This window comes from Bacteroidota bacterium, assembly GCA_018831055.1.
Taxonomy (GTDB): domain Bacteria; phylum Bacteroidota; class Bacteroidia; order Bacteroidales; family B18-G4; genus M55B132.
In genome coordinates this window covers 1-24915 of the sequence record JAHJRE010000193.1, presented here as the reverse complement: position 1 = coordinate 24915, position 24915 = coordinate 1, and the positions used below count along the sequence as shown (strand labels likewise).

The window sequence follows — 24915 nt, the reverse complement described above, 5'->3', positions numbered from 1 at the left end:
CCTGAAACCTGTACCCTGAAACTTCCTGCTCTACGTTTCCATCAATCATTATAAGTAATGGGGTATTTCTTTATTATCAATTCATTAAAATCATTTGTATCATTTGTTTTTGTCGATAAGTTTTTCCTATTTTTGCACTGTGAATGAATTAACAGTATTATGTAACTGATTTTCAAATATATATCAAAGGAGGAGTCATGTTAAGTAAATTATCGGAATTGCGGGAAATCGTTAAGAAATCTCCAAAGAAAAAGCTGGTGGTTGCCGCCGCTCAGGATGAACATTGTTTGGAAGCCGTAATGGCTGCCACAGAAATGAAAGTTATAGATCCTATTCTAATAGGGGATAAAATAATTATTGAAGACATTGCCAAACAAAAGAAAGTCAACCTTTCGAAAGCCACCATCATTGATGAGCCCAATCTTAACCAGGCGGTGGCAAAAGCGGTAAAGCTGGTTCACTTCGGTGAAGCTGACATCCTGATGAAAGGAAAAGTCGGAACCGCTACTTTGCTCAAAGGAGTTTTAAATAAAGAATGGGGACTGAGGAAAAGTGATATTCTATCCCATATTGCCCTGTTTGAAGTACCCGCCTATCACCACAAGCTTATCGCACTTACCGATGTAGCCATGAACATCGCTCCTGACCTCAATGCAAAGGTTCAGATTATCAACAACGCCATAGAGTTTTTAAACAAACTTGGAATTGCAGAGCCAAAAATTGCTGTATTGGGTGCTGTGGAACTCGTCAACGAAATGATGCCTGCCACTATGGATGCTGCTTTGCTTTCGAAAATGGCCGACCGTGGTCAGATTCCGAATTGCCTGATCGACGGCCCGCTTGCCTTTGATAACGCTATCTCCGCCGAAAGCGCCAAGCATAAAGGAATCCGAAGCGCAGTTGCAGGGGATGCTGATCTGTTGCTTTTGCCTGATATCGAGGCGGGTAATGTACTTTACAAAGCATTTGTTTTCTTTGCCAATGCAAAGGTCGCTGCGTGTGTACTTGGAGCCACTGCACCTATCGTTTTAACTTCAAGGTCAGATTCTGAAGAATCCAAACTTGACAGCATCATCCTTGCTGCAGCTACTCAATAAGTCAGTGTCCTGATTTCTCCTTTTTTGATAATATTATGTATGGACTTATAAACTCATTCACATGATGGATTCTCAACTTATTATCACTATCAATCCAGGATCAACATCCACCAAAATTGCAGTCTTTGAAGAAGATAAACCCATCTTTGAAAAAAACATCAAACACAGCACATCTGAACTTGAATCCTTTCATCGTATAACAGATCAGTTTGATTTCAGAAAAGATATTATTACAAAGGAATTAAAAAAGGCCGGCATCAATTTCGAAAATGTAGTTGCCATTGTCGGAAGAGGAGGCCTGGTGCGTCCTATTGAATCTGGTGTTTATGCGGTTAACCGGTCCATGATCGATGATCTTAAGGAAAGTGCCCGTGGAGAACATGCAAGTAACCTTGGAGGATTAATTGCTTATGCCCTCCTGAAAGAATGTCCAGGTAGCAAAGCATATATTGCCAACCCCGTAGTAGTTGACGAACTGGATGAGATAGCCAGGATCAGCGGTCATCCTCTATTCCCCAGGAAATCCGTTTTCCATGCATTGAACCAGAAAGCCACAGCCAGAAGGCATGCCAAGGCCATAGGTAAAAAATATGAGGATATCAACCTGATCGTTGCCCATCTTGGCGGAGGAATCAGCGTTGGGGCTCATCGCAGGGGGCGGGTGATTGACGTAAACCAGGCAATTGGCGGGGAAGGCCCGTTCTCTCCCGAGCGGGCAGGAACACTCCCCGTAATTGATGTGGTTAAAGCCTGTTTCAGTGGGAAATATACCGAAGAAGAAATGACCAAAATGCTCATCGGCAAAGGAGGCCTGGCCGCTTACCTCGATACAAACAATGCCATGGAGGTAGAAGACAGAGTGAAAAAAGGTGATAAAAAAGCTACTCTTATCTATGAAGCCATGGCCTACCAGGTCGCTAAGATCATTGGAGAAATGTATACCGTTCTTAAAGGTGATGTGGATAACATCCTTATCACCGGAGGAATCGCTTATGATAAGTGGTTCGTGGAAAAAATCAGGGAAAGAGTTCATAAACTTGCCCCTTGCGCGATCTATCCCGGAGAAAATGAAATGGAAGCTCTGGCCATGAATGGACTACGGGCAATCAACGATCCTTCTATCGTCAAAGAATATTGATAGATTGAACTTCACTATTCATTCTAAAAAATACCGGCACAGATTAAAATCCTATCCAACCTTTTACCGGTAAACCTGGTCTGATAAACGTAAATGACCTGCAGCTTATTTAAATCTGATATAAGTTGCTGGAAAGGTTTTTTATATAGCTTTGCTTTCACATAAAAATAACCATTATTTAACCTGTGGTTAAATGGCCATTAAGATAACACAGTAAAAACTGTATACACCATGAAGCGCTTGTTTATCCTCCTGATTACTGTATTCCAGGTTGCAGCAATAATAGCCCAAACCGGTTGGAGAACCGGTGAAATGGAAATCCGGGTTTATTACAAAGATGTCGCTACTATCCATCAAATCGACGAATTGAATTTAAATGGTGATTTTTATCCTGATCATGCCATTTTATATGTTATCCCAAAAGAGCTGGATAGAATAGAAGAACTGGGATTGCCCTACTCCATCCTGAAAAAAGACCTGAATGCTTACTACAAAGATTTTTGGTCACGAAATCGAGATGCCTATCATTCCTATCAGGAAATCGTTGACCTTGCTGACAGTCTGGCCACACATTTCCCATCAATATGCAAGAAAATACTTTATGGAACCAGTCTGGAAGGAAGAGAGCTGGGTGCTCTTAAAATCAGTGACAACGTTGAGACTGATGAACCTGAAGCCGAAGTAATGTTCGATGGCGGGATCCACGGTGATGAAATCGGAGGCCCCGAAAATGTGATCCGTTTTGCCAGGCAGTTATGTACTGAATACGGTTCAGACCCCGACATTACTTTTCTGATCGACAACAGGGAGATCTGGTTGTATTACATGGTTAATCCCGACGGAAGAGAAAATATGTCGAGATATAATGCTAACGGTGTAGATTGTAACCGCGACTGGGGTTTTATGTGGGATGAGGAAGGCTATAGCTCAATGCCTTTCGGAGAAGTGGAAACTCGTGCCCTTAGAACATGCGTTTTCGAAAACCAGTTTGTTGTTCACACTACATATCATAGCGGCACTGAATACATATCCTGTCCATGGAGCTACCGTTACGAGGCTCCACCCGACGCTGACCATATTCTTCATTTAGCCGGTATTTATTCGTCAGAATCCGGATATGCCAATCTGGAATACGGACAAGGCAGCAGCGGTATGTATGTCATCAATGGGGCAACCAAGGATGGCAATTACGGAACCATGGGCTCAGTCAGCTGGTCGATGGAGATTTCCATGAGCAAACAGCCTCCCGCTTCACAGATCATGATGTACTATAATTACAACCTGCCTTCCATGCTGGCTATGATTGAGTATGCCGGATATGGAATTGAAGGTATCGTTACCAATGCCATTACCGGTGACCCTGTTCAGGCTATCATATTTGTTGATGATCTTTACCCTGTGTATACAGATTCCACTGCCGGGGATTATCATAAATACATTTTACCAGGAACCTATAACGTAAAAGTCATTGCAAGTGGCTATGAAACACAGGAAGTAAGCGATATTGTAATACAGGAGCTTTCCTCAACCATAGTCAATTTCCAACTTGTACCCCTCGATACACCCAGGCAATATGCCTACAACATTCCTGTTTGCGTCATCCCTGGTAACAACTATGACGATGAGGGGAACATTCCTGCAATCTTCGGAGAACCTGACAACATCTATTACTCCCTCGGCCGCAACGGTCACGTCATCATTGATATGCAAAAACCCTTACAGGATAAACCAGGAAACGATATTAAAGTATTTGAAGGGGATATTTCCCAGGAAGGTTATGACTTCTTTGCAGGACAAACCCTTGATGGCCCCTGGACACTTCTGGGTACCGGCGAGGGAACCACGGAATTCGATTTTTTTCCTGCAAGTGTGGCACAGGCAAGATATTTTAAAATCGTTGATGATGGTAACGGAGCCACTACAGGAAACGATGCCGGATTTGATCTGGATGCTGTAAGCGATTTGGATCATGTTTGGGGTGTTTTCATTGTTATGTTTTCCGCGGAAGTAGATGACTCGGGTGGCAACAGTAACGGCCGCATCGACCCGGAGGAAACTGTCGATTTGCTTATAACTATAGGTAATACAGGTAACGTAAACGCAAACAATGTAAGTGCCACTCTTTCAACCACCTCACAATACATCACTATTAACCAGGGAACTGCCTCCTATGGCACCCTTCAACAGGGACAATCTACTACCCAGCCCTTCAATGTCACTGCAGATGCTTCCACTCCAGCCGGAACCGTCGCAGAATTCACACTTTCCGTAGTCGCAAACAGCGGAATGTATTCCACTTCCTTCGATATGGAATTCGTGATCGGACAATTGCCTGTACTGGTCGCCGATCTCGACCAAAACCATAATTCAGGCCCAGTTATGGCGTCAATAATTCAAGGACTGGGCATACCCGTGGATCTGCTAACCTCCATCCCGTCAGATCCAGGCTTGTATAAATGCATTTTTATTTCACTCGGAACCTATTCAAACAATCATGAACTTACTGTATCCGAAGGACAAGCCCTTGCTAACTATCTGAATAACAATGGCAGACTTTACATGGAGGGTGGTGATACCTGGTCATATGATGACCAAACAGCTGTTCATCCTATGTTTGGTATAAATGGCATTCACGATGGCTATAATGATTTGGGATTGATCCTTGGTCAGGATGGCAGTTTCGCCGATGATATGGTTTTTTCATACACAGGTGATAATTTCTACATCGACAGGCTGGAGATAGCTTCCGGTGCAAATGATGCTTTCCAGTTGTTCAGGAACCAGGTCCCGACTTACTGCAACAGCATAGCCAATGATCCCGGAGGTTATAAAACAGTGGGATCTTCCTTTGAATTCGGAGGATTGCAGGATGGTCAGTCAACCAAGGAGGAACTGATGATTGAAATCCTGGAATTTTTTGGAGGTATACTCACAGGTACAGAAGAATATAACAAACAGGAATATCTTTCATCCATTATAACATATCCAAATCCTTTTCAGGGTAACGCAACCATTAGCTTTTTCCTGAAAGAAAAAACCCAGGTCACAACAGAAATCTTTAATCTTAACGGTCAGTTAATGGAGGTAATCTGCAACCAAATGATGGATGCAGGATATCATAGAATTAACTGGCATGCCGGCACCGGAACGGGAGAGGGTGTTTACTTCTACCGCATTACGGCCGGATCATCTGTTGAAAATGGTAAAATTATCTGTATACATTGATCTGACCATATTCCTGCTGATTTTTTCAGCCATGATCATTCCCCACCCGTTACAGGCTCAAACGGGCTGGAGAGATAAAGAAATGGAGGTAAAGGTTCCGTTGCAGGATCCTAAGGATGCTGCTTTCCTTGCTTCCATGCGTTTTCAGGGTGATATTTACCGGGAATACGCTATCCTGTACCTGATCCCTGAAGAATTAGCCATTTTACAGGAAAAAGGGCTCCCCTTTGAAATTACTATTCCGGATCTGAATCAACATTACAGAGGATTCTGGGAGACCAGGGCTGAATATCATTCCTATGAGGAAGTTATCGCACTGATGGACAGCCTGGCTATGAACTTTCCTTCCATATGCAAAAAGGAGGTTTTCGGGATCAGCGTAGAAGGCAGGGAATTATCTGCTCTGAAGATAAGCGATAGTGTACAATTTGACCAGGCTGAACCAGAGATAGGTTTTGATGGTAGCATCCATGGTGATGAAATCGGAGGAGCAGAAAACCTGGTAAGATTTGCCAGAATGCTTTGCCTGAAATACGGAAATGATCCTTATATCACTGACATGGTCGACAACCGGGAGATCTGGATCTATTGCCTTGTCAATCCCGACGGCAGGGAAAACATGACAAGATACAATGCCAACGGTATCGATCTTAACCGCGACTGGGGCTATATGTGGGATGCCTGGGGTTATAGTCCCTCTGCTTACTCCCAGCAGGAGACAAAAGCACTGCGCTCATTCATGCTTGATAATCACTTCAATATTCACATAAGCTATCACAGTGGTACGGAAGCATATCTGTATCCCTGGTATTACAGATCCAATCCCTGTGCTGAAGATGATGAGAACGAATTCCTGGGAAACCTTTACTCAAGCAGCTCAGGTTATGATGATCTCGAGTATTTCCCAGGATACCAGTTATACCCGACCAACGGAGGTTCAGTAGAAACCAGCTATGGAGTTATGGGCAATTACGGGGTTGCCATGGAGATTTCTTATATAAAACAACCTCCGGTTTCCCAGATCATGTATTATTACAACATCAACGAACCTTCTATGCTTGCCCTGACCGAATACTCCGCATACGGTATCAGAGGCTTTGTAAGAGATGCAACCAACGGAAAACCTTTGCAGGCTGCTGTTTTCATTGACGACTTTTTCCCGGTATACTCCGATTCTCTCGTTGGCGATTTTCAGAAATTTGTCCTGAGCGGAACCTATTCTGCAACTGCTGTTGCTGACGGTTACCAGAAAATGACCATCGAAAACATCGTTGTAAATGACCAGGATTATACCCAAATAAATTTCCTGATGACCCCGGCAGATACCCCTGACCGGTATGCTTACAGGGTAATCAGTTGCCAGATCCCAGGTAACAATTTCCTGGATGAAGGAAACACCCCGGCCGTTATCGGAAGCCCCGACCAGGTGTTTTACTCCCTCGGGAAAAGCGGATGGATTGTCATTGAAATGTCCAAAGCCATCCTGGATCTTTCAGGGAATGATATTATCGTGTATGAGGGAGATAACTCTCCGGAAGGCTATGACATTTACGCAGGAAATACCATGGATGGACCCTGGATTCAAATAGGCTCCGGAATAGGTACCCAGGAATTCGACCTGAGTGTAACCGGACTAAACCAGGCCAGATATTTTAAAATCAAAGATGACGGCGATGGACCCTCCTCCGGTATGGATGCAGGATTTGATCTTGATGCTATTAAAAATCCTTTTCAAAACTGGGGGGTATACCTTTTGCTGACGGATTCATGGATTGATGATAGTGCCGGCAATGGGAACGGCCGCATTGACCCTGGCGAAAATGTTCTATTGAAAGTCATCATCGAAAATTTTGGTAATATGGATGCCATGACCACAACAGGAACACTGACAACAACAAATCCATATCTTACCATTACTCAAAATACTTATCATTTCGGGAATATACTTCAGGGAGAATCTGCTGAAGGTTCTTTTGAACTTTATGCCGATTTTTCCTCACCGGCCGGGGAAACAGCAGAATTCAACCTTAACCTTTCCTCCAACAATGGATTGTATACCTTTGATTTTCCGCTGCAGTATTTTATAGGTCAGTTACCTGTATTCGTGGCTGATCTGGATGGAAACACAAACTCCGGCCCAATGATGATCACCAGTATGGAAGAACTTGGAATAAACCCGGTTTATGCTACCACTCTTCCTGAAAATCCCGGATTATATAAATGCATCTTCGTTTGCCTTGGGATGATGGGAAATAATCATGTTCTCACCACCACAGAAGGAACCCTTTTATCAGATTATCTTAGTGCAGGAGGTAGACTTTACCTGGAGGGTGGCGATACCTGGTTTAACGACCCATCTACCACCGTCCACTCTATGTTCGGGATTACCGGTATTCACAACGGATATAACGACCCCGGGTTAATCATTGGCCAGGAAGGCGGGTTTGCAAGCAACATGATCTTTCAATATAATGGGGATGAAACCAGCGTAGACCGGCTTTCCTTATCCGGCGATAATGCCTTTGAACTTTTCAGGAACCAGGTACCACTATATTGCAACAGCATTGCCAACGACGAAGGATATTATAAAACCGTTGGGTCTTCATTTGAATTTGGGGGACTCATCGATGGACAATCCACTAAAACCTTGCTGATGGAAGCTATCCTGGAGTTTTTTGGAGGGATACTTACCGGAAACCCTGACCAGAAAACTCTTACTGATAATTTCCTGATTTATCCCAATCCCGCAAATGAGTCAATTATCCTGGAAACAAAAAATAATGATCCCTGTAACCTGGATTTCATCCTGTACAATATTTCAGGAAACTGTGTATTGAAGGAAAAAATCACTTTACCAGGTTTTGGAACGCAAAAAACCACCATTGAACTGAAAAATAATGCTGGTTATTTACATCCAGGTATTTATCTTTACAAACTCATAAATAAAGATATGTCAATATCCGGAAAACTAATTGTAAACTAAATACAAAGTATTAATCAAACTTCACCCAATGACGAAACACTTACATCTTGCCCTGGGCCTCCTGATTATGATACAATGGTCAGGTAGCAGAGCACAGCAAATTTCTTATTCCGACTCCTGGGCAGCACAGGGGATGGAAGCCGTTTACACTTCACCTGAATTGCTTACCCTTACCTTTTCATTACAGGAATTTTCGATGAATGATGTTGAAGTAGGGAAAGAAATGTTGAAAAGCATTTCTATGCCGGGCAGCCTCCTTCCAAATAACGAAGGGGCTCCTGATCTTCCAGGATCAGGTCATTTCATTGCCATTCCCAATGGATCAAACCCTTCTCTGCGCATAGTAAGCATGAGAAAGGAAGTATACCAGGGAGTTAATATTGCCCCGGCCCCCCGTATTCCGCTGGATACGGATAAAAATCCCCTGCATTATTCAAAGGATCAGGCAATCTACACAAAAAATGCTTTTTATCCTGAAGAACCTTTTGTCCTCAGTGAACCAACCATTATAAGGGGAGTGGAAACAGCCACCCTTGGGATAACGCCTTTTCAATACAACCCGGTAACCAAAGAGCTGATTGTTTACCGCGACCTCATTATTGATATCAGTTTCAATGGCGGTAACGGTGTTTATGGTGACGAACGTTTGCGCAGCCGATGGTTCGACCCCATTTTGCAGGATGTCCTGGTAAATTATGAAGCACTGCCTGAAATGGATTATTCCTCCAACTCAAATCCGCAAGGCCGTGATACAGGGTGCGAATACCTGATTATCTCCCCGGATGACCCGGTTTTCCTGTCATGGGCTGACTCTCTGCGCCGGTTCAGGAATATGCAGGGTATCTTCACCAACATAGTAACAACCACGGAAATTGGAGGTAACAGCGCTAATCTTGTTGAAGCTTACATCAACAACGCATACAATACATGGGATATTCCGCCTGTCGCCATCCTTATCCTTGCCGACTATGGTACTTCCTCTACAGGCATCATGTCTCCCATTTGGAATTCTTATTGTGCATCTGACCATATCTACGGTGATGTAAACGGAAATGGCATGGCCGATATCATTATGGCCAGGATTACTGCGCAAAACGACACGCATTTGAGCCATATGATCGGAAAAAATCTCACGCATGAGAGAACTCCGCCCATGGATCCTGACTTTTATGATCATCCCATCACTGCCCTTGGATGGCAAACGGAACGCTGGTTCCAGATTTGTTCCGAATCTGTGGGAGGATATTTCAAGCATGTACAGGGAAAAAATCCCGTCAGGATCAATGAGGTTTACGACGGAAATCCGTCGGTAGACCCTTGGTCCACTGCCACCAATACCGGAACTATCATGAATGTTTTCGGACCTAACGGACTTGGATACATCCCTGCTTCTCCTTCCGACCTCGGCGACTGGTGGGGTGGTAATGCTACTATGATTAACAATGCCATTAATGATGGAGCATTCATACTGCAACACCGTGACCATGGTGGAGAAACCGGTTGGGGAGAGCCTTCATACCACAACAGCGACATAAACGGACTTACCAATACCGAATATTGTTTCGTTTTTTCTGTTAACTGCCTTACAGGAAAATACAACTGGGGAAATGAATGCTTCACTGAAAAGTTCCACCGTTCCGAATTTGGTGCTTTGGGACTGATCGCGGCTTCAGAAGTATCTTATTCTTTCGTTAACGACACTTACGTTTGGGGGCTATATGATCATTTGTGGCCCGACTTTTTGCCCGACTTTACCCCCACTCCTGATCACAGAGGCTTATTTCCTGCCTTCGGGAACGTTGCAGGAAAATACTTCCTGATGCAATCGGGTTGGCCTTACAATACAGGAAATAAGGAAGTAACGTACAATCTTTTCCACCATCATGGCGATGCATTCCTGACCTTGTATTCGGAAGTTCCTCAGAACCTGACAGTTTTACACAACAGCGTTCTTGTCGGAGGTATCAATTATTTTGAGGTTACGGCAGATTCAGGAGCAGTTATCGGTCTTTCCATAAACGGAGAATTCCTGGCAACTGCCACTGCAACAGGACTACCGGTTATCATTCCCATAGAACCTCAGGTGCCGGAAACCATATTGGATGTGGTGATTACAAAAACCAATTACCTTCGCTATCACAGTGAAGTCCCCGTCATTTCACCGGATATTCCCTATGTTATCTTCCAGGATTATCAGATCAATGATATTCATGGGAACAACAATAATGTCCTGGATTATATTGACTCTGTCCTGCTTACCATAACCGTTCAGAATGTAGGAAATATTGATGCCGAGAATGTGACTGCCATTTTACGGTCGCAGGATGCTTACATAAGTATTACCGACAGCACCGAATCATACGGAAATATTGCTGCACATGAATCGACTACTGTTCAGGATGCCTTTTCATTTGCGACTGATCCCGAAATACCGGATGGACATATGGTATATTTCACTTTGAAATCAACCGATGGCGACAGTGTTTGGTACAGCAGTTTTCTGATCAAAGCCCATGCCCCGGTATTGGTATTTGAAGAATATATTATCCAGGATGCTGAAGGTAATGGCAATAACAGGCTCGATCCGGGTGAAACTGCCGACTTTTCACTTTCGATCATAAACAATGGAGGCGCTGAAGCTTACAATGTTATCGGAGACCTTTCATGTAATGACTCTTACGTGACCATTAACACCAACAACCTGAACTACGGGATTATTCAGGCCGGAGAGACCGTGACTGAAGAATTCAATGTTTCTGCCGATGCCTCGACACCGGGGGGATTTAATGCAATGTTTGAGTTTTCTGCCAATGCCGATTATAATATTTCCATGACGGATTCATTTGATATCATCATCGGTCAATATGCAGCTCTTCTACTCGACCTGGATCCAAACCACAATAGCGGTCCGGATATTCTTGAAGTCTTTGGTAACATGGACCTGATCGCACATTACTCAACCACTTTCCCGGAAGACCTTGGAATCTACAAATCGGTATTCACCTTCCTGGGAATAATCTTTACCGGTCACCAGCTTAGTGAAACGGAAGCCGGAATCCTGGCTGATTACCTGGATAATGGCGGACGGCTTTATCTCGAAGGCCGCCGAACCTGGTACGATGATCCCCAAACCAGCCTGCATCCGATGTTCAACATTTCTTCAGTACATGATACCTGGTTCGAATTTGATACAATCTTTGGGATGCCGGGAACATTCACTGAAAACATGGTCTTTGATGTGAACGGTTCCTCAACCTATAACGATTATTACCTGGAACCCACCGGTGATGCCTTTACCATCATGGAAAGCCCTGTCCCAGGATACGCTTGTGCTGTTGCCTATGATGAAGGCACTTACAAGACCGTAGGAGCTTCCTTTGAAATGGGCTCGCTTGTCGATAGCGATTTCCCATCCACTAAACAGGAACTGGTTTATCAAATCCTCGATTTTTTTGGAAATATTGTTACCGGTGACAACGAATTACCGGCGATCCAAAATAATGGAGCAAACGCAATGGTATTCCCTAATCCGGTTAAGGATGTCCTGGGTATCGAAGTGTTCACTAATTCCGACTCAAGGCTAAGTATAGACCTGTACGGATTGGATGGGCAGCACCTCCTCACTCTTATGGAGAAAAATGTACTTGCCGGAACACATAATTTTATTTTCAATCTCTCTGAAAATGGAAATATTCCTGCAGGTATGTATCTGTGTAAAATACGAAATGATAATTCAGTGATAACACGGAAAATAATTGTATTACAATAATATAACTTGTTTGTTATCCGACAATTAATTATTTTTGTACCATGAATTTTATGTTAATAATTGATCACCTATCATCAAATTTAAGAGAAGTTATGAAACCTATGAAAAACAGATTTTTTACTACACTTGCTCTCTTCCTTGCTATTCTGTTTTCCGCCGGTATTCAGGCAGAAAACCACAAATACAACGATAGCTGGGGAAATCAGGGATTTAACCTGGCACAATCCAGGACTACAGATGTTTCCGTAATCTTTTCCGTTCAGGAATTCAGTCTGAACATCATGGAAATTAACGGTGAAAGCATGCACGTCCTCAACATGCCACAGGTATACCTTCCCAATGAAGCAGGAGCTCCCAATCTTCCGGGAAATGGCCGTTATATTGCCATTCCACAGGGAGCCACGCCGGTTCTGAACATTGTCAGTGTCAGAACAGAGACTTTCCGCAACATCAACCTCGCACCGGCTCCGGTAATCCCATTGGAGACCGAGGATAATCTGGTCTATGAAAAGGATCCCGTTATTTATAGTACTAACGCCTTCTATCCGGCTCAGCCTATTATGCTTTCGGAACCGGCTTCCATAAGAGGTGTTGATGTTACCATGCTGGGTATCACACCCTACCAATATAATCCGGTAACCAAAGAACTTGTTGTTTACAGGGATATTGAAGTAAGTATTTCTTTCGAGGGAGGTAATGGGCAGTTTGGCGATGAAAGGCTCAGAAGCCGTTTTTGGGACCCAATTCTTGAAGATGCTTTACTGAATCATGATGCTCTTCCTGAAATTGATTATTCAAAAAGACTGCTGAATGGCAACCGTGACGACGATGAATGTGAATATATCATCATTTCTCCCGACGGAGCTGATTTCCAGCAATGGGCTGACTCATTGAAAACCTTCCGTACAAACCAGGGTATCCTTACCAAAGTTTTTACCATTTCTGAAGTAGGAGGAAATACTACCACTGCTATTGAAGCTTTCATTAACAATGCTTACAACAACTGGTCCATTCCGCCGGCAGCCTGCTTGTTGCTGGGTGACTACGGAACCAATGGCAGCGTGAATATCATTGCTCCCATCTATGATAATTATTGTGCTTCCGATAACATTTATGCAGACGTAAACGGGGACCATATGCCCGATGTCGTTTTTGCCCGTATTACCGCAAACAACTATGACCAGCTTGAGGTTATGGTTACCAAAGCACTGGATTATGAAAGAAACCCACCGGTAAACCAGCATTATTATGATACACCGATCACTGCCTGCGGATGGCAGACCGAGCGTTGGTTCCAGATCTGCGCCGAATCCGTTGGCGGATTCTGGAAAAATGTTCTTGGAAAAGATGTTGAGAGGATCAATGAGATCTATTCCGGAAGCCCGGGAACAACCTGGTCAACAGCCCAGAATACTCAAACCGTAGTAGACTATTTCGGACCCAACGGACTCGGATACATCCCTGCTACCCCGAATATGCTTGGCGGATGGAGCGGCGGTAATGCCACTGCTATCAATAACACCATCAATGCAGGTTCATTCATGATGATGCACCGTGACCATGGTATGGAAACAGGATGGGGAGAGCCTTCCTATACCAACTCCAACATCAACAGCCTTGATAACGAAGACCTTATCTGGGTATTTTCCATTAACTGTCTTACCGGTAAATACAATTGGTCTAATGAATGTTTTGCCGAAAAATTCCACCGTCATACAAAGAACGGCCAAAACGCAGGAGCCCTGGGCGTAACCGCTGCATCGGAAACTTCTTATTCCTTTGTTAATGACACCTATGTATGGGGAATGATCGACAATATGTGGACAAACTTCATGCCCGATTATGGCACCACTCCTGCTTCCAGGGACGTACGCCCCGCATTCGGAAATGCAGCCGGTAAATACTTCCTGAAACAATCAACCTGGCCCTATAACACAGGAAACAAGGAAGTTACATATCATCTCTTCCACCACCATGGTGATGCCTTTACACAGGTTTATTACAATATGCCGCAGAATAACGTCGTGCAGCATGATCCTTCATTTGCACCCGGAAGCACCAGCATTATAGTGTCTGCACTTCCCGGTTCTCTCATTGGTGTAACCCGCAACGGAGCACTGATCGGTACTGCTACCGCTGCTCTTGGACAGGTTGTGATTCCTCTCAGTGTTACCCTGCAAATTGGTAACGAAGTGCTTATCACGGTTACCAAACAGAACTATTTCCGCTATGAAGCTCTCGTACCGGTTGAAGACGTTCTAATGGCCAACTTCACTGCAGATACAACCCAAACATGTCAGGGCGGTGCTATTAATTTTACCGACCTCACTAATGGAGACGCAACTTCATGGTTGTGGACCTTTGAAGGTGGCGAACCGGCAACTTCTACCGAGCAGAATCCTACCGGTATCGTGTTCAGCAATCCCGGAGCTTTCGATGTAACCCTCGAAGTATCCAACCAATATTCAACCGATACGAAAACCATCCCCGACTTTATCAATGTTTTCGAAATCGTTGAACCTTCTGTTGATATTGAAGCCAGCATCACTGAGATCTGTGCCGGATCAGAAGTTATGTTCACAGCAACCTGCGTGAACGAAGGCAGCAGCCCGGTATTGCATTGGTTTATCAACGGAAATCAGATAGCCGAAGACAACGATACAATATATCTGACTACATTGGCAAACAATGATGTCGTGACCTGTGAACTGCTGTCATCAGAACCTTGCGCTACCGTTAATCCGGTTATGTCTGACGAAATCACGATCACCGTTCATGAATACGTTGATGTTGATGTCAGCGTTGAAACAGAAACTACAACAGTATGCCAGGGTCATGAAATAACTTTCGTTGCAATCCCGGTTAACCCGGGAACAACCCCTGTTTACACCTGGTATATCAATGGTTATGTTGTTGGAGAAAACACTCAGGAATTCACAACTACCGATTTGGCCGATCAGGATGTGGTTACCTGTGAACTAAGTTCATCGGAATACTGCACCAATAATAATCCGGCTATGTCGAACCAGATCGTGATGACAGTTAATCCTTCCCAGGTCGCTTCCGTGAGCATCTCAGGAAACAGCGAAATTTGTGAAGGTGACGAGGTTGAATTTACCGCAACCGCTGTTAATCCGGGAACAGAACCTATATATCAGTGGAAAGTTAATGGCGTTGAAGCCGGCGACAACAGCAGTACATTCACAACCACAACCCTTGCCAATGGCGATGAGGTAACTTGCGAATTGTATTCCAGCCTTGATTGCACAATGCCTTATCCGGCTGTTTCAGATAACATTACCATGAATGTAACCAGCTTGCCTGCTCAACCGGTACAACCTTCCGGACCCGCTCAGGTGGATGCATACCTTGAACCTGCTTCAACTTACGCTACCGAAGAGGTCAGTGGAGCTACCGGATATACCTGGAGTGTTGATCCTGCAAATGCCGTTACCAATATTGATATTGCCGGAACAGAAGCAACCCTCACCTGGGATCAGTCCTTCACCGGAACAGCAAATATCAATGTTTACTGCTCCAACGATTGCGGAAACGGACCGGTTTCCCAAAACATGAACGTTACCATTGAAAACACATTCGGAATCAGTGATAATCTGAATAATATCGGTATTCAGATCTATCCAAACCCGAATAACGGAAACTTTAATATTTACCTCTCAAGTAACAGTCCTGCTACCATTAATATCCGGGTACTTAATACCCTTGGAGAAGCTATGTTCGAAAAGAACAACGTGAATGTCAATGGTGAATTCAAGGAAAGGCTGAATCTGGACAACTATGCTGAAGGTATGTATTTCCTCATGATTGAGAATAATGGAAAGGCAATTCAAAAGCCGATCATTATCCAGAAATAATTACACCTTCTGAAAGGTGGTCATTAAAATAGACCTTCTTTTAATTGGTGAAAAAGCGCCCTCTTTCGGGCGCTTTTTTTATAACTATTTATAAATAATCTAAATAGTTTGAGGGACAACGTTTTCCAAAACCTAAGTGTCTATGATTAAGCCTAAAATCATACCTTGCACAACTTAATTATTAAAGCACTATTAAGCAATGAAATCATCTTTGTTCTTTTTGATTCTGCTCCTTTATGCAGGCAGCTTGTTTTCCGGTGAAATATCGAAAACCTACTACTTTAAAGATCCTGTGATTACTACTACAGGAGATTTTCAAACCCTTTGGTTTGAAGGCACTTTAATAACCGGTATCAACAGTGAACCGGCACTACCTTACCAATCCGTAATGTTAATGCTTCCACCCGGAGAAGAAGCCATTTCAATAGAATTGATAATGGGCGAAGAAACCCTCCTGGAAGGAGTTTACCGGATACTCCCTCAACAGCCTTCCCGGCCTGTATCTCAAGGAAATTCAGGAGTGTTCTCAAAAAACGAGGATGTTTATTCTATGGATGGAGTGTATCCCCAGGAAAGCCGGGGTAAGCTTACAACTTCCTTTCTCAATGGTCTTGGAATAGGAATGTGTACTTTCACACCGGTCAGGTATAACCCTGCAAAAGGCAGTATCAGCTATTTTCGTGAAATAACGGTTAAAATTAAAACGGCCCCAGGTAATAAAGCAGGGCAAGCTTTATTAAACAGTCCCAGGAAAGGATGGTCAGAAGCAAGGATCAACAGGTTGGTCTCTAATCCTGAAATGCTGAAGACATATCCTGTGCTTACAGAACGTACAGAAGGTTATTCACTGCTGATAGTCTCCCCGCAACAATACGAAAGCGAATTCGAAACCCTTCGGGATATTTATCAGATCAGAGGAATTAATAGTGAGTTTAAGGCTTTGGAAGATATCAATTCAAGCATAAGTGGATCCGATCTACAGGAAAAGATCAGAAATTATATTATCCAGGAATACCAGGCCAATGGTATAGAGTACGTTTTACTTGGCGGGGATTCCGAACTCGTCCCTTACCGGGGCTTTTACTGCCAGGTGCAGTCAAGTTCCATTTACGAAGATGATAACATCCCATCCGATCTATATTATTCAGCCCTTGATGGAACCTGGAATGATGATGGCGACAACCTTTGGGGCGAACCCGGCGAAGATGACCTCCTGCCGGATATTGCTGTTGCCAGGCTCCCTTTCAGCAATGCAACAGATCTTGACAAAATGCTGCACAAGACCATTTCCTACCAGGAAAACCCTGTTCTTGGTGAAATGGACAGGCCTCTTCTTGCCGGTGAGCACCTTTACAGCGATCCTCTGACCTGGGGTGCTGATTACCTGGATCTACTCATCGGTGAACACTCGGATAATGGGTACACTACTGTTGGTATACCGGAAGATGACGATTTCCTTGAACTTTACGACAGGAATGCTACCTGGTCAGCCGGTGAACTTATTTCCAGGATCAATGAAGGTCGCTCTTTCATTCATCATTCGGGGCATTCCAACGCCACTTATACCATGAGATTGTATATGTCGGATATCACCAATGCAAACTTCTCTATGGTAAACGGTATCGACCATAACTACACTTTGGTTTATACGCATGGTTGTATTTGCGGAGCATTCGACGAATCCGACTGTATCGCTGAGAAAATGCTGTACATCGACAATTTCGTGGTTGCCGGAGCATTCAACTCAAGATATGGTTGGTTTAACGAAGGTCAGACTGAAGGCCCTTCGGCACATCTTCACCGTGAATTCGTAGATGCCTTATACAATGAGAAAATCGACCGCATCGGAGCTACCCATATGGAATCAAAAATACAGACCTCACCCTGGGTCACTGCCCCGGGTCAGTGGGAAGAAGGGGCTCTGCGCTGGTGCTTCTACGATTGTAATATCCTGGGTGATCCTGCTTTGGCTGTTTGGACTGCAGAACCCATTTCGGTTTATGCAGCCTACCCAACAACCATTACCGTCGGTACTCCTTCCATTACCATAAATGTCTCTTCGGAAGGAATACCCCTTGAAAACTATAATTGCACATTTTTCAAGGACGATCAGTTTCATGGGATGGCTACTACCGATAATCTCGGTAATGCAACCATAGTCTTTGATCCACCCATTACTTCCGTTGGCGATGCGGAACTGATCATTTCAGGATATAATTGCCTCCCCACTATTTTCCCAACCACTTTTATTCCTGCTGGCGGCCCTTACATCGTTTATCAGAACCACCAGATTGACGAGATCACCGGGATATTCAATGGCCTTCCTGATTATGGCGATACAGGATTTCTGGAAGTAAGCATGGAAAATGTAGGTAGCGAAGATGCCGAAAATGTTGAAATTACAATTAGATCGACGGATAACCATCTCTTCCTGCAAGACAGTACCGAAACCTATGGAACCATTCCGGCAGGCTCTTCCCTTGTTATCCCGGAAGCATTTACTTTTACTGTATCTGATAGTGTTCCAGACCAGTATGCCGTGACTCTTGAAGTTATTGCCGGAGATGGGAGCAAAGAAATCTGGAATTCTTCTTTTGAAATGATACTCCTCGCACCTGAACTTACTATGGGAGATATCCTCGTGAATGATGCAACCGGCAATGCAAACGGCATCCTTGATCCCGGGGAAACCGCACAGATAATTATTGCTACAAGCAACACCGGCCATAGCCCGGGAGAAAACGCTTTCGGCGAGTTGTCGACCGAAGACGATGAAGTAACTATTACAAGCCCGGTTTATAATATCGGTCATTTCCCCTTTGATTCCACAGCATTGCTTTCTTTTACCGTGGTGGTGGATGATGATGTACTGATAGGTACTCCGGTGAGCTTCAGCTACGTTTGTCAGACAGGTTCATATTCTGTTAACCAGGATTTTGAAATGACAATTGGTCTTATCGTTGAAGATTTTGAAACCGGAGATTTTTCCACCTTTGACTGGCAACCGGGCGGTCATGTGCCCTGGGAGATCAGCACCGAAGATCCTTGGGAAGGAGATTTCTGTATGGTTTCAGGAGACATTGACGACAGTGAAATATCATTGATTTACGTTAATTTCGACGTTATTTCCGATGGAAATATTTCCTTCTACCGAAAAGTTTCATCGGAGGAAGATTACGATTACCTGCGTTTCCTGATAGACGGAGTTGTGAAGGGCGAATGGGCCGGAGAACATGACTGGGAAATGTTCACCTATCCTGTCAGTAGCGGTAACCACACGTTTTACTGGCAATACGCTAAAGATATCTTCGTAAGCAACGGTGATGACTGCGCATGGGTTGATTATATTGTTTTTCCACCGGTTTCGCCAACCACGGGAATCTCTGACGAAACCTATGAACAGGAAATTCATGTCAACGCTATGCCTAATCCTTTCAAAGAAAATCTGAAGATGACGGTAAAATGCGCACCGGGCTCCTCAATCCAGGTCAACCTGCTTGATATTTTCGGCAGAAAGGTAATGGCCATTTATGAAGGTAAAGTCAACCCAGCAGGTATCATGTCTTTTACAGTGGGAACATCCGGTATTCCTGGTGGAGTATACAACCTTCAGGTTATTTCAGGAACATCCGTCTCCGTGAAAAAGATCGTTCACAACCAGTAAAAAATTAAAACAGCCTTGCGGTTAAACATGTATTTTATTATATATTTGTTATTTACAAAATAAAACTACGGTTCAGAATATTAATTTAAACTCCTTTATCATGAGAAATGCTCTACTGAATTCGATAGCCGGCAAAATAGCAGCTATCGTGCCGGTCATTATTCTGCTCTTCGCTTTTCAAACAGCGATTTCCCAGGATATTACCTATTCCGATTCCTGGTCACAACCCGGAATCCGTCTTTCCAGTGAAACAACCAGTGGAATAGAATTGACATTTTCTATTGACAAATTATCTGTTTCCGACATAGACATCAATGGCGAAGCCATGAAACAGGTGGAAATTCCGGGAAACTTCCTTCCCAACGACGAAGGATATCCTGATTTGCCTGCCATGAGCCGTTTCATTGCAGTTCCGAATGGCGCCAGGGTGACTTATGAGATTACTGCCAGTCGTACAGAAGTCTTTAAAAACATTAATATTGCACCTGCACCGCGTATTCCTAAGATTACCGAAGACGGCCCCCTGTACTACAGAAAGAACGAAAAGATATATTCCCGCGATAGCTTCTATCCCCAGAATCCCGTAATGCTTTCAGAAACGGCTGAGATCCGTGGGGTTGATGCGGTAATCCTGGGTATTACCCCTTTTCAGTACAATCCGGTTACCCGTGAACTCATTGTTTATAGGGACCTGAAGGTAAATGTTAAGTTTGAAGGTGGAAACGGACAATTCGGTGAAAATCGTTACAGAAGTCTTTACTGGGAACCCATCCTTGCCGACATGCTGATCAATTACCGTTCACTTCCCGAACCTGATTACACCCGTCCGAATGCAGGAAGCCGTACCCCTGATTATGAATATATTATCATTACACCCGATGATCCCATCTTCATCAGCTGGGCAGATTCACTTAAACTCTTCAGAAACCGGCAGGGTATTCATACAGGCGTTTATACCACAACCGATGTTGGTGGAAATACAGTGGCCGCAATCGAAAGCTTTGTTGATGACGCTTTCCTGAACTGGGACTATCCACCGGCCGCCGTCCTCCTAATGGGTGATTACGGAACATCAGGAAGCACCATTATTTCTCCTATCTGGGATGGATACTGTGTTTCAGACAATATCTTTGCCGATGTTGCAGGAGTTGGTTTTACCGATATGCCTGATGTCGTTTTTGCCCGTATGACCGCACAAAACGAAGAACATCTGCACACTATGGTCACTAAGGTACTTGATTATGAAAGAAATCCTCCTACCGATCCCGATTTTTACAACCACCCCATTACCGCTTTGGGTTGGCAGACCGAACGCTGGTTCCAGATCTGTTCAGAAACCGTCGGAGGATATTTCAAACATGTACAAGGCAAAGATCCGGTTCGTATCAATGCTATATACCAGGGAACTCCAGGTACAATCTGGTCAACAGCGACGAACACCGACCAGGTAGTTAGTTATTTCGGACCCTCTGGACAGGGTTACATTCCACAGACACCGGCAGAACTTGGCGGATGGTCAGGCGGAACAGCCCAAATGGTAATCGATGCCATCAACGACGGGGCTTTCATGCTACAGCACAGAGACCATGGTGGAGAAACCGGCTGGGGTGAACCGGATTTCAGCAATACTCATATCAACAGCCTGGAAAATGAAGACCTTTGCTTTATTTTCTCTATTAACTGCTTAACCGGGAAATACAACTGGTACAATGAGTGTTTTACTGAGAAATTTCACCGTCATACAAAAAACGGACATAATGCAGGAGCTCTGGGGCTTATTGCTGCCTCTGAAGTATCTTACTCATTTGTAAATGACACTTATGTCTGGGGGCTTTTCGATAATATGTGGCCTGATTTCATGCCCGATGAACAAACTCCCCCTGCTCCCCGTGGATTATTACCGGCTTTCGGTAATGCAGGTGGTAAATATTTCCTGAGAGAATCCAATTGGCCTTACAATACAGGAAACAAGGAAGTTACCTACCATCTCTTCCACCATCATGGTGATGCATTTATGACACTATACTCAGAGGTACCCCAGTATCTCACAGTATCTCACGATAATGTGATGCTGGCCGGACTTGAGCAGTTTACCGTCACTGCAAATGATGGCGCTCTGATCGCACTCTCTGTTGACGGAGAAATTATCGGAACTGCATTAGGTACGGGCAGTCCGGTTGATATAACAATACTTCCGCAATACCCCCCCACAATGGTGGATATTGTTATCACCAAAACCAATTATTACCGCTATGAGGCTCAGATACAGGTTATTCCTCCCACCGGTCCTTACGTGGTAAAACACGATTTTGCCATCAATGATGCTTCCGGAAATAATAATGGTGTGGTTGATTATGGTGAATCAATCCTGCTCAGCTTAACCATGAAAAATGTTGGATCCGAGGCCGGTGAAGACGTTCAGGTTGCCATTAGCACATCGGATACCTATGTTACGCTAAACACAGCTTCTGCCGATTTCGGGACCATTCCGGCCAATGAAGTGATAACCGTTACTGACGGTTACGCGTTTGATGTTTCAGGCGCCATTCCCGACAACCATCAGATCACATTCGATATCGTTGCAGAAGACAACCTGGGTAATACCTGGAACAGTTCCATGAGTATGATGGCACATGCTCCTATGCTGGGATATCTTTCGGTTACTGTAGATGATTCCCAGGGTAATGGTAATGGTAAACTTGATCCGGGTGAAAATGCAAACCTCATCGTTTCGGTTGAAAACACCGGCTCAGCTGATGCTCTGCAAGTCTGGGGTGAACTGATCTCTTCCGATCCTTATGTGACCATCCATTCAGATCCTTTGGAATATGGGGATATCATGAGCGGAAGCGATGCCCAGCAAACATTCAGCATCACTACTGGCATGGCACCCGCAGGTTATAATGCCACTTTCGAAATTGACCTCACCGGTTATGCAGGATTACAGGGTAGTGGACAGTTCAGTCTCACAATTGGACAAATCCCTGTGCTTGTTCTTGACCTTGACGGAAACCAGAACTCCGGACCCTATATCAACCAGGCTATCCAGGATGTCGGATTGTCGGTTGAATATACTACCACGATGCCGGAAGACCTTGACTTATATGCTTCCATCTTTGTCTGCCTCGGTACTTACAGCACAAATCATATTCTATCCCCAACCGAAGGCCAGGCCCTGGCCGATTTCGTTCAGAATGGAGGAAGATTGTATATGGAAGGTGGAGATACCTGGTATTACGACGACGCAACCGCCGTTCATCCTTATTTTAAAATTAACGGTATTGGCGACGGTTCTAGCGACCTGGCTACCATAAACGGACAGGCAGGTACTTTCACGGAAGGGATGAGTTTTGCCTTTGGTGGTGATAATAACTGGATCGACCAGATCGGTGCCATATCCCCGGGATTCCTGATCTTTAAAAACAGCAGCCCCAGCTATGGTGTTGCAGTTGCCCACGATGGAGGAGCTTATAAAACCATTGGCTCATCCTTTGAATTCGGTGGATTGGCCGATAATGAATCCACTAAAGAGGAACTTATGGAAGAATACCTGACTTTCTTCGGGTTCCACGGAGTTCCCATCGCTCCTCCCTGTCCGGCAGGTCCGGCTGAGGCATGCCAGGGTAGCGCTAATTCACAATATACAACGCATAAAGTGGAAGGCGCAACCAATTACATCTGGGCCATTGATCCTTTGGATGCTGGTACTATTTCCGGATCCGATACAATAGCCAACGTTGAATGGGATGCTGAATTTAACGGTACAGCCTCCGTCACGGTCTGTGCTATGAATCAGTCAGGAATCGGTCCTCAATCAGAACCTATGAATGTTACCATCCATGAAATGCCTTCAGCCCTGATCAGCGGGACAGCAAATATATGCCCCGGCGATAGTACACAGATAACGCTGACACTTACCGGTGTCGCACCCTGGTATGTGATCATGAATGAAGGAACTATGAGCATGAATGTTCCTGCTTCACCCCATAGCATGTGGGTAAAACCTGGTGAAACAACGGATTATACAATCACAACCGTTAATGATGCCAACAATTGTACCAATACGGGAACAGGAAATGCACTTATAAGCCTGCTGCCATATCCGGGTACGCCCGATAATCCCAACGGAACTGCTTCCTTCGACAACTTCCTGGTAGATACTACTACCTACACAACCGGAAATACTGCCAATGCAGTATCACATGTGTGGTCTCTTAACCCATCCAATGCAGGTACACTCATCCAAAACAACACCTCCTGCTCGGTTGTCTGGGAAGATTCATTTACCGGAAATGCCCAGCTTAGTGTAATGGGATCCAACGATTGCGGTGAAGGGCCGGATGCCAGCATTGACATTGCCGTGGAAAACACATTCGGACTTAATGAAAACAGCACCGGACTGGGAATCAACATTTATCCCAATCCAACCAACGGGCAGTGTACAGTAGAGCTTTCTGCTGCCCGAAAAGGCGATGTAACCATTAAAGTCCTGAACGCCCTTGGTGTAGCCGTGTACAATGCTGAAAACCTGACATTCGACGGACAATATACCGGTACCATCGATCTCTCCGCAGAACCGGAAGGAATGTACTTCATCGTTATCGAAAACGATAAAGGTGCATATTTCCGTAAACTGATCATCCAAAAGTAAATTCAAATTATCCGAATATTAAATGCCTGCCCCTTTGGGCAGGCATTTTTTTTAAATTCCTGCCAGAATTTATTTGGATAGATTATAAATTGGTATTTGAACCTTATTTTATTGCCAGGAAGCCTGACAAATGATAAAAGTGAGCTTAATTTTGTATACATAACGGCACAATAAATTCCTTTACCATGAAAAAGTTAAACATCATCGCTACTTTTTTACTTCTTCTTATAACCGGATGGGGATACTCCCAGGGAACCTGGGTAGGATTCACAACCGATAACCCGGATATTCCGGAAATTAATGTCATCGAACAGAATGAAGCCTACATGGTCGTAGATGTTCGAATTCCCGGAATGTTTGTCAATAATGTAGAAAAAGAAGGATTGACCTTCCAGGAACTAAGGTTCCATGCCTGGCAAACAACACAGGAAATAGGAAAACCCGCCCTCCCTCTGGTTCATGAAATTATAGGGCTTCCTGATGAAAAGCTTGCCCGGGTCAGTTTGATCGAAT

At 44.3% G+C, this 24915-nt stretch carries 9 protein-coding genes; all 9 read left to right on the top strand.

The genetic code is table 11. From position 1 onward, the window contains the following. Nucleotides 1-197: 197 nt before the first annotated feature. Nucleotides 198-1097, top strand: a complete 900-nt coding sequence (locus KKA81_12555) for a bifunctional enoyl-CoA hydratase/phosphate acetyltransferase (GenBank protein ID MBU2651758.1) — start codon at nt 198-200, stop codon at nt 1095-1097. Nucleotides 1098-1161: 64 nt separating this feature from the next. After that, nucleotides 1162-2235: a butyrate kinase gene (buk, locus tag KKA81_12550; protein ID MBU2651757.1), complete on the top strand. Its 1074-nt coding sequence runs from the start codon at nt 1162-1164 to the stop codon at nt 2233-2235. A 231-nt stretch (nt 2236-2466) separates the two neighbouring features. Continuing rightward, nucleotides 2467-5460 carry a T9SS type A sorting domain-containing protein gene (locus KKA81_12545; GenBank protein MBU2651756.1) on the top strand — a complete coding sequence of 998 codons (2994 nt, stop codon included), beginning with the start codon at nt 2467-2469 and terminating at the stop codon, nt 5458-5460. Continuing rightward, on the top strand, nt 5342-8443 hold the full coding sequence (locus tag KKA81_12540; GenBank protein ID MBU2651755.1) for a T9SS type A sorting domain-containing protein: 3102 nt from the start codon (nt 5342-5344) through the stop codon (nt 8441-8443). Before KKA81_12545 ends, KKA81_12540 begins: the two co-directional genes overlap by 119 nt. Before the next feature lie 28 nt (nt 8444-8471). After that, a complete protein-coding gene (locus KKA81_12535) occupies nt 8472-12212 on the top strand; it encodes a T9SS type A sorting domain-containing protein (protein ID MBU2651754.1) in 3741 nt (1246 codons plus the stop codon). A gap of 101 nt (nt 12213-12313) precedes the next feature. Further along, nucleotides 12314-16087, top strand: a complete 3774-nt coding sequence (locus KKA81_12530; GenBank protein MBU2651753.1) for a PKD domain-containing protein — start codon at nt 12314-12316, stop codon at nt 16085-16087. A gap of 199 nt (nt 16088-16286) precedes the next feature. After that, entirely contained in the window at nt 16287-19751 is a 3465-nt protein-coding gene (locus tag KKA81_12525; GenBank protein ID MBU2651752.1) for a hypothetical protein, read from the top strand. Between the two features lie 100 nt (nt 19752-19851). Then, nucleotides 19852-24402 (top strand): T9SS type A sorting domain-containing protein, encoded by a 4551-nt coding sequence (locus KKA81_12520; protein ID MBU2651751.1) that lies wholly within the window; start codon nt 19852-19854, stop codon nt 24400-24402. 185 nt (nt 24403-24587) lie between these two features. Next, nucleotides 24588-24915: hypothetical protein (locus KKA81_12515; GenBank protein MBU2651750.1), on the top strand; the 328-nt coding region annotated here is incomplete at its 3' end.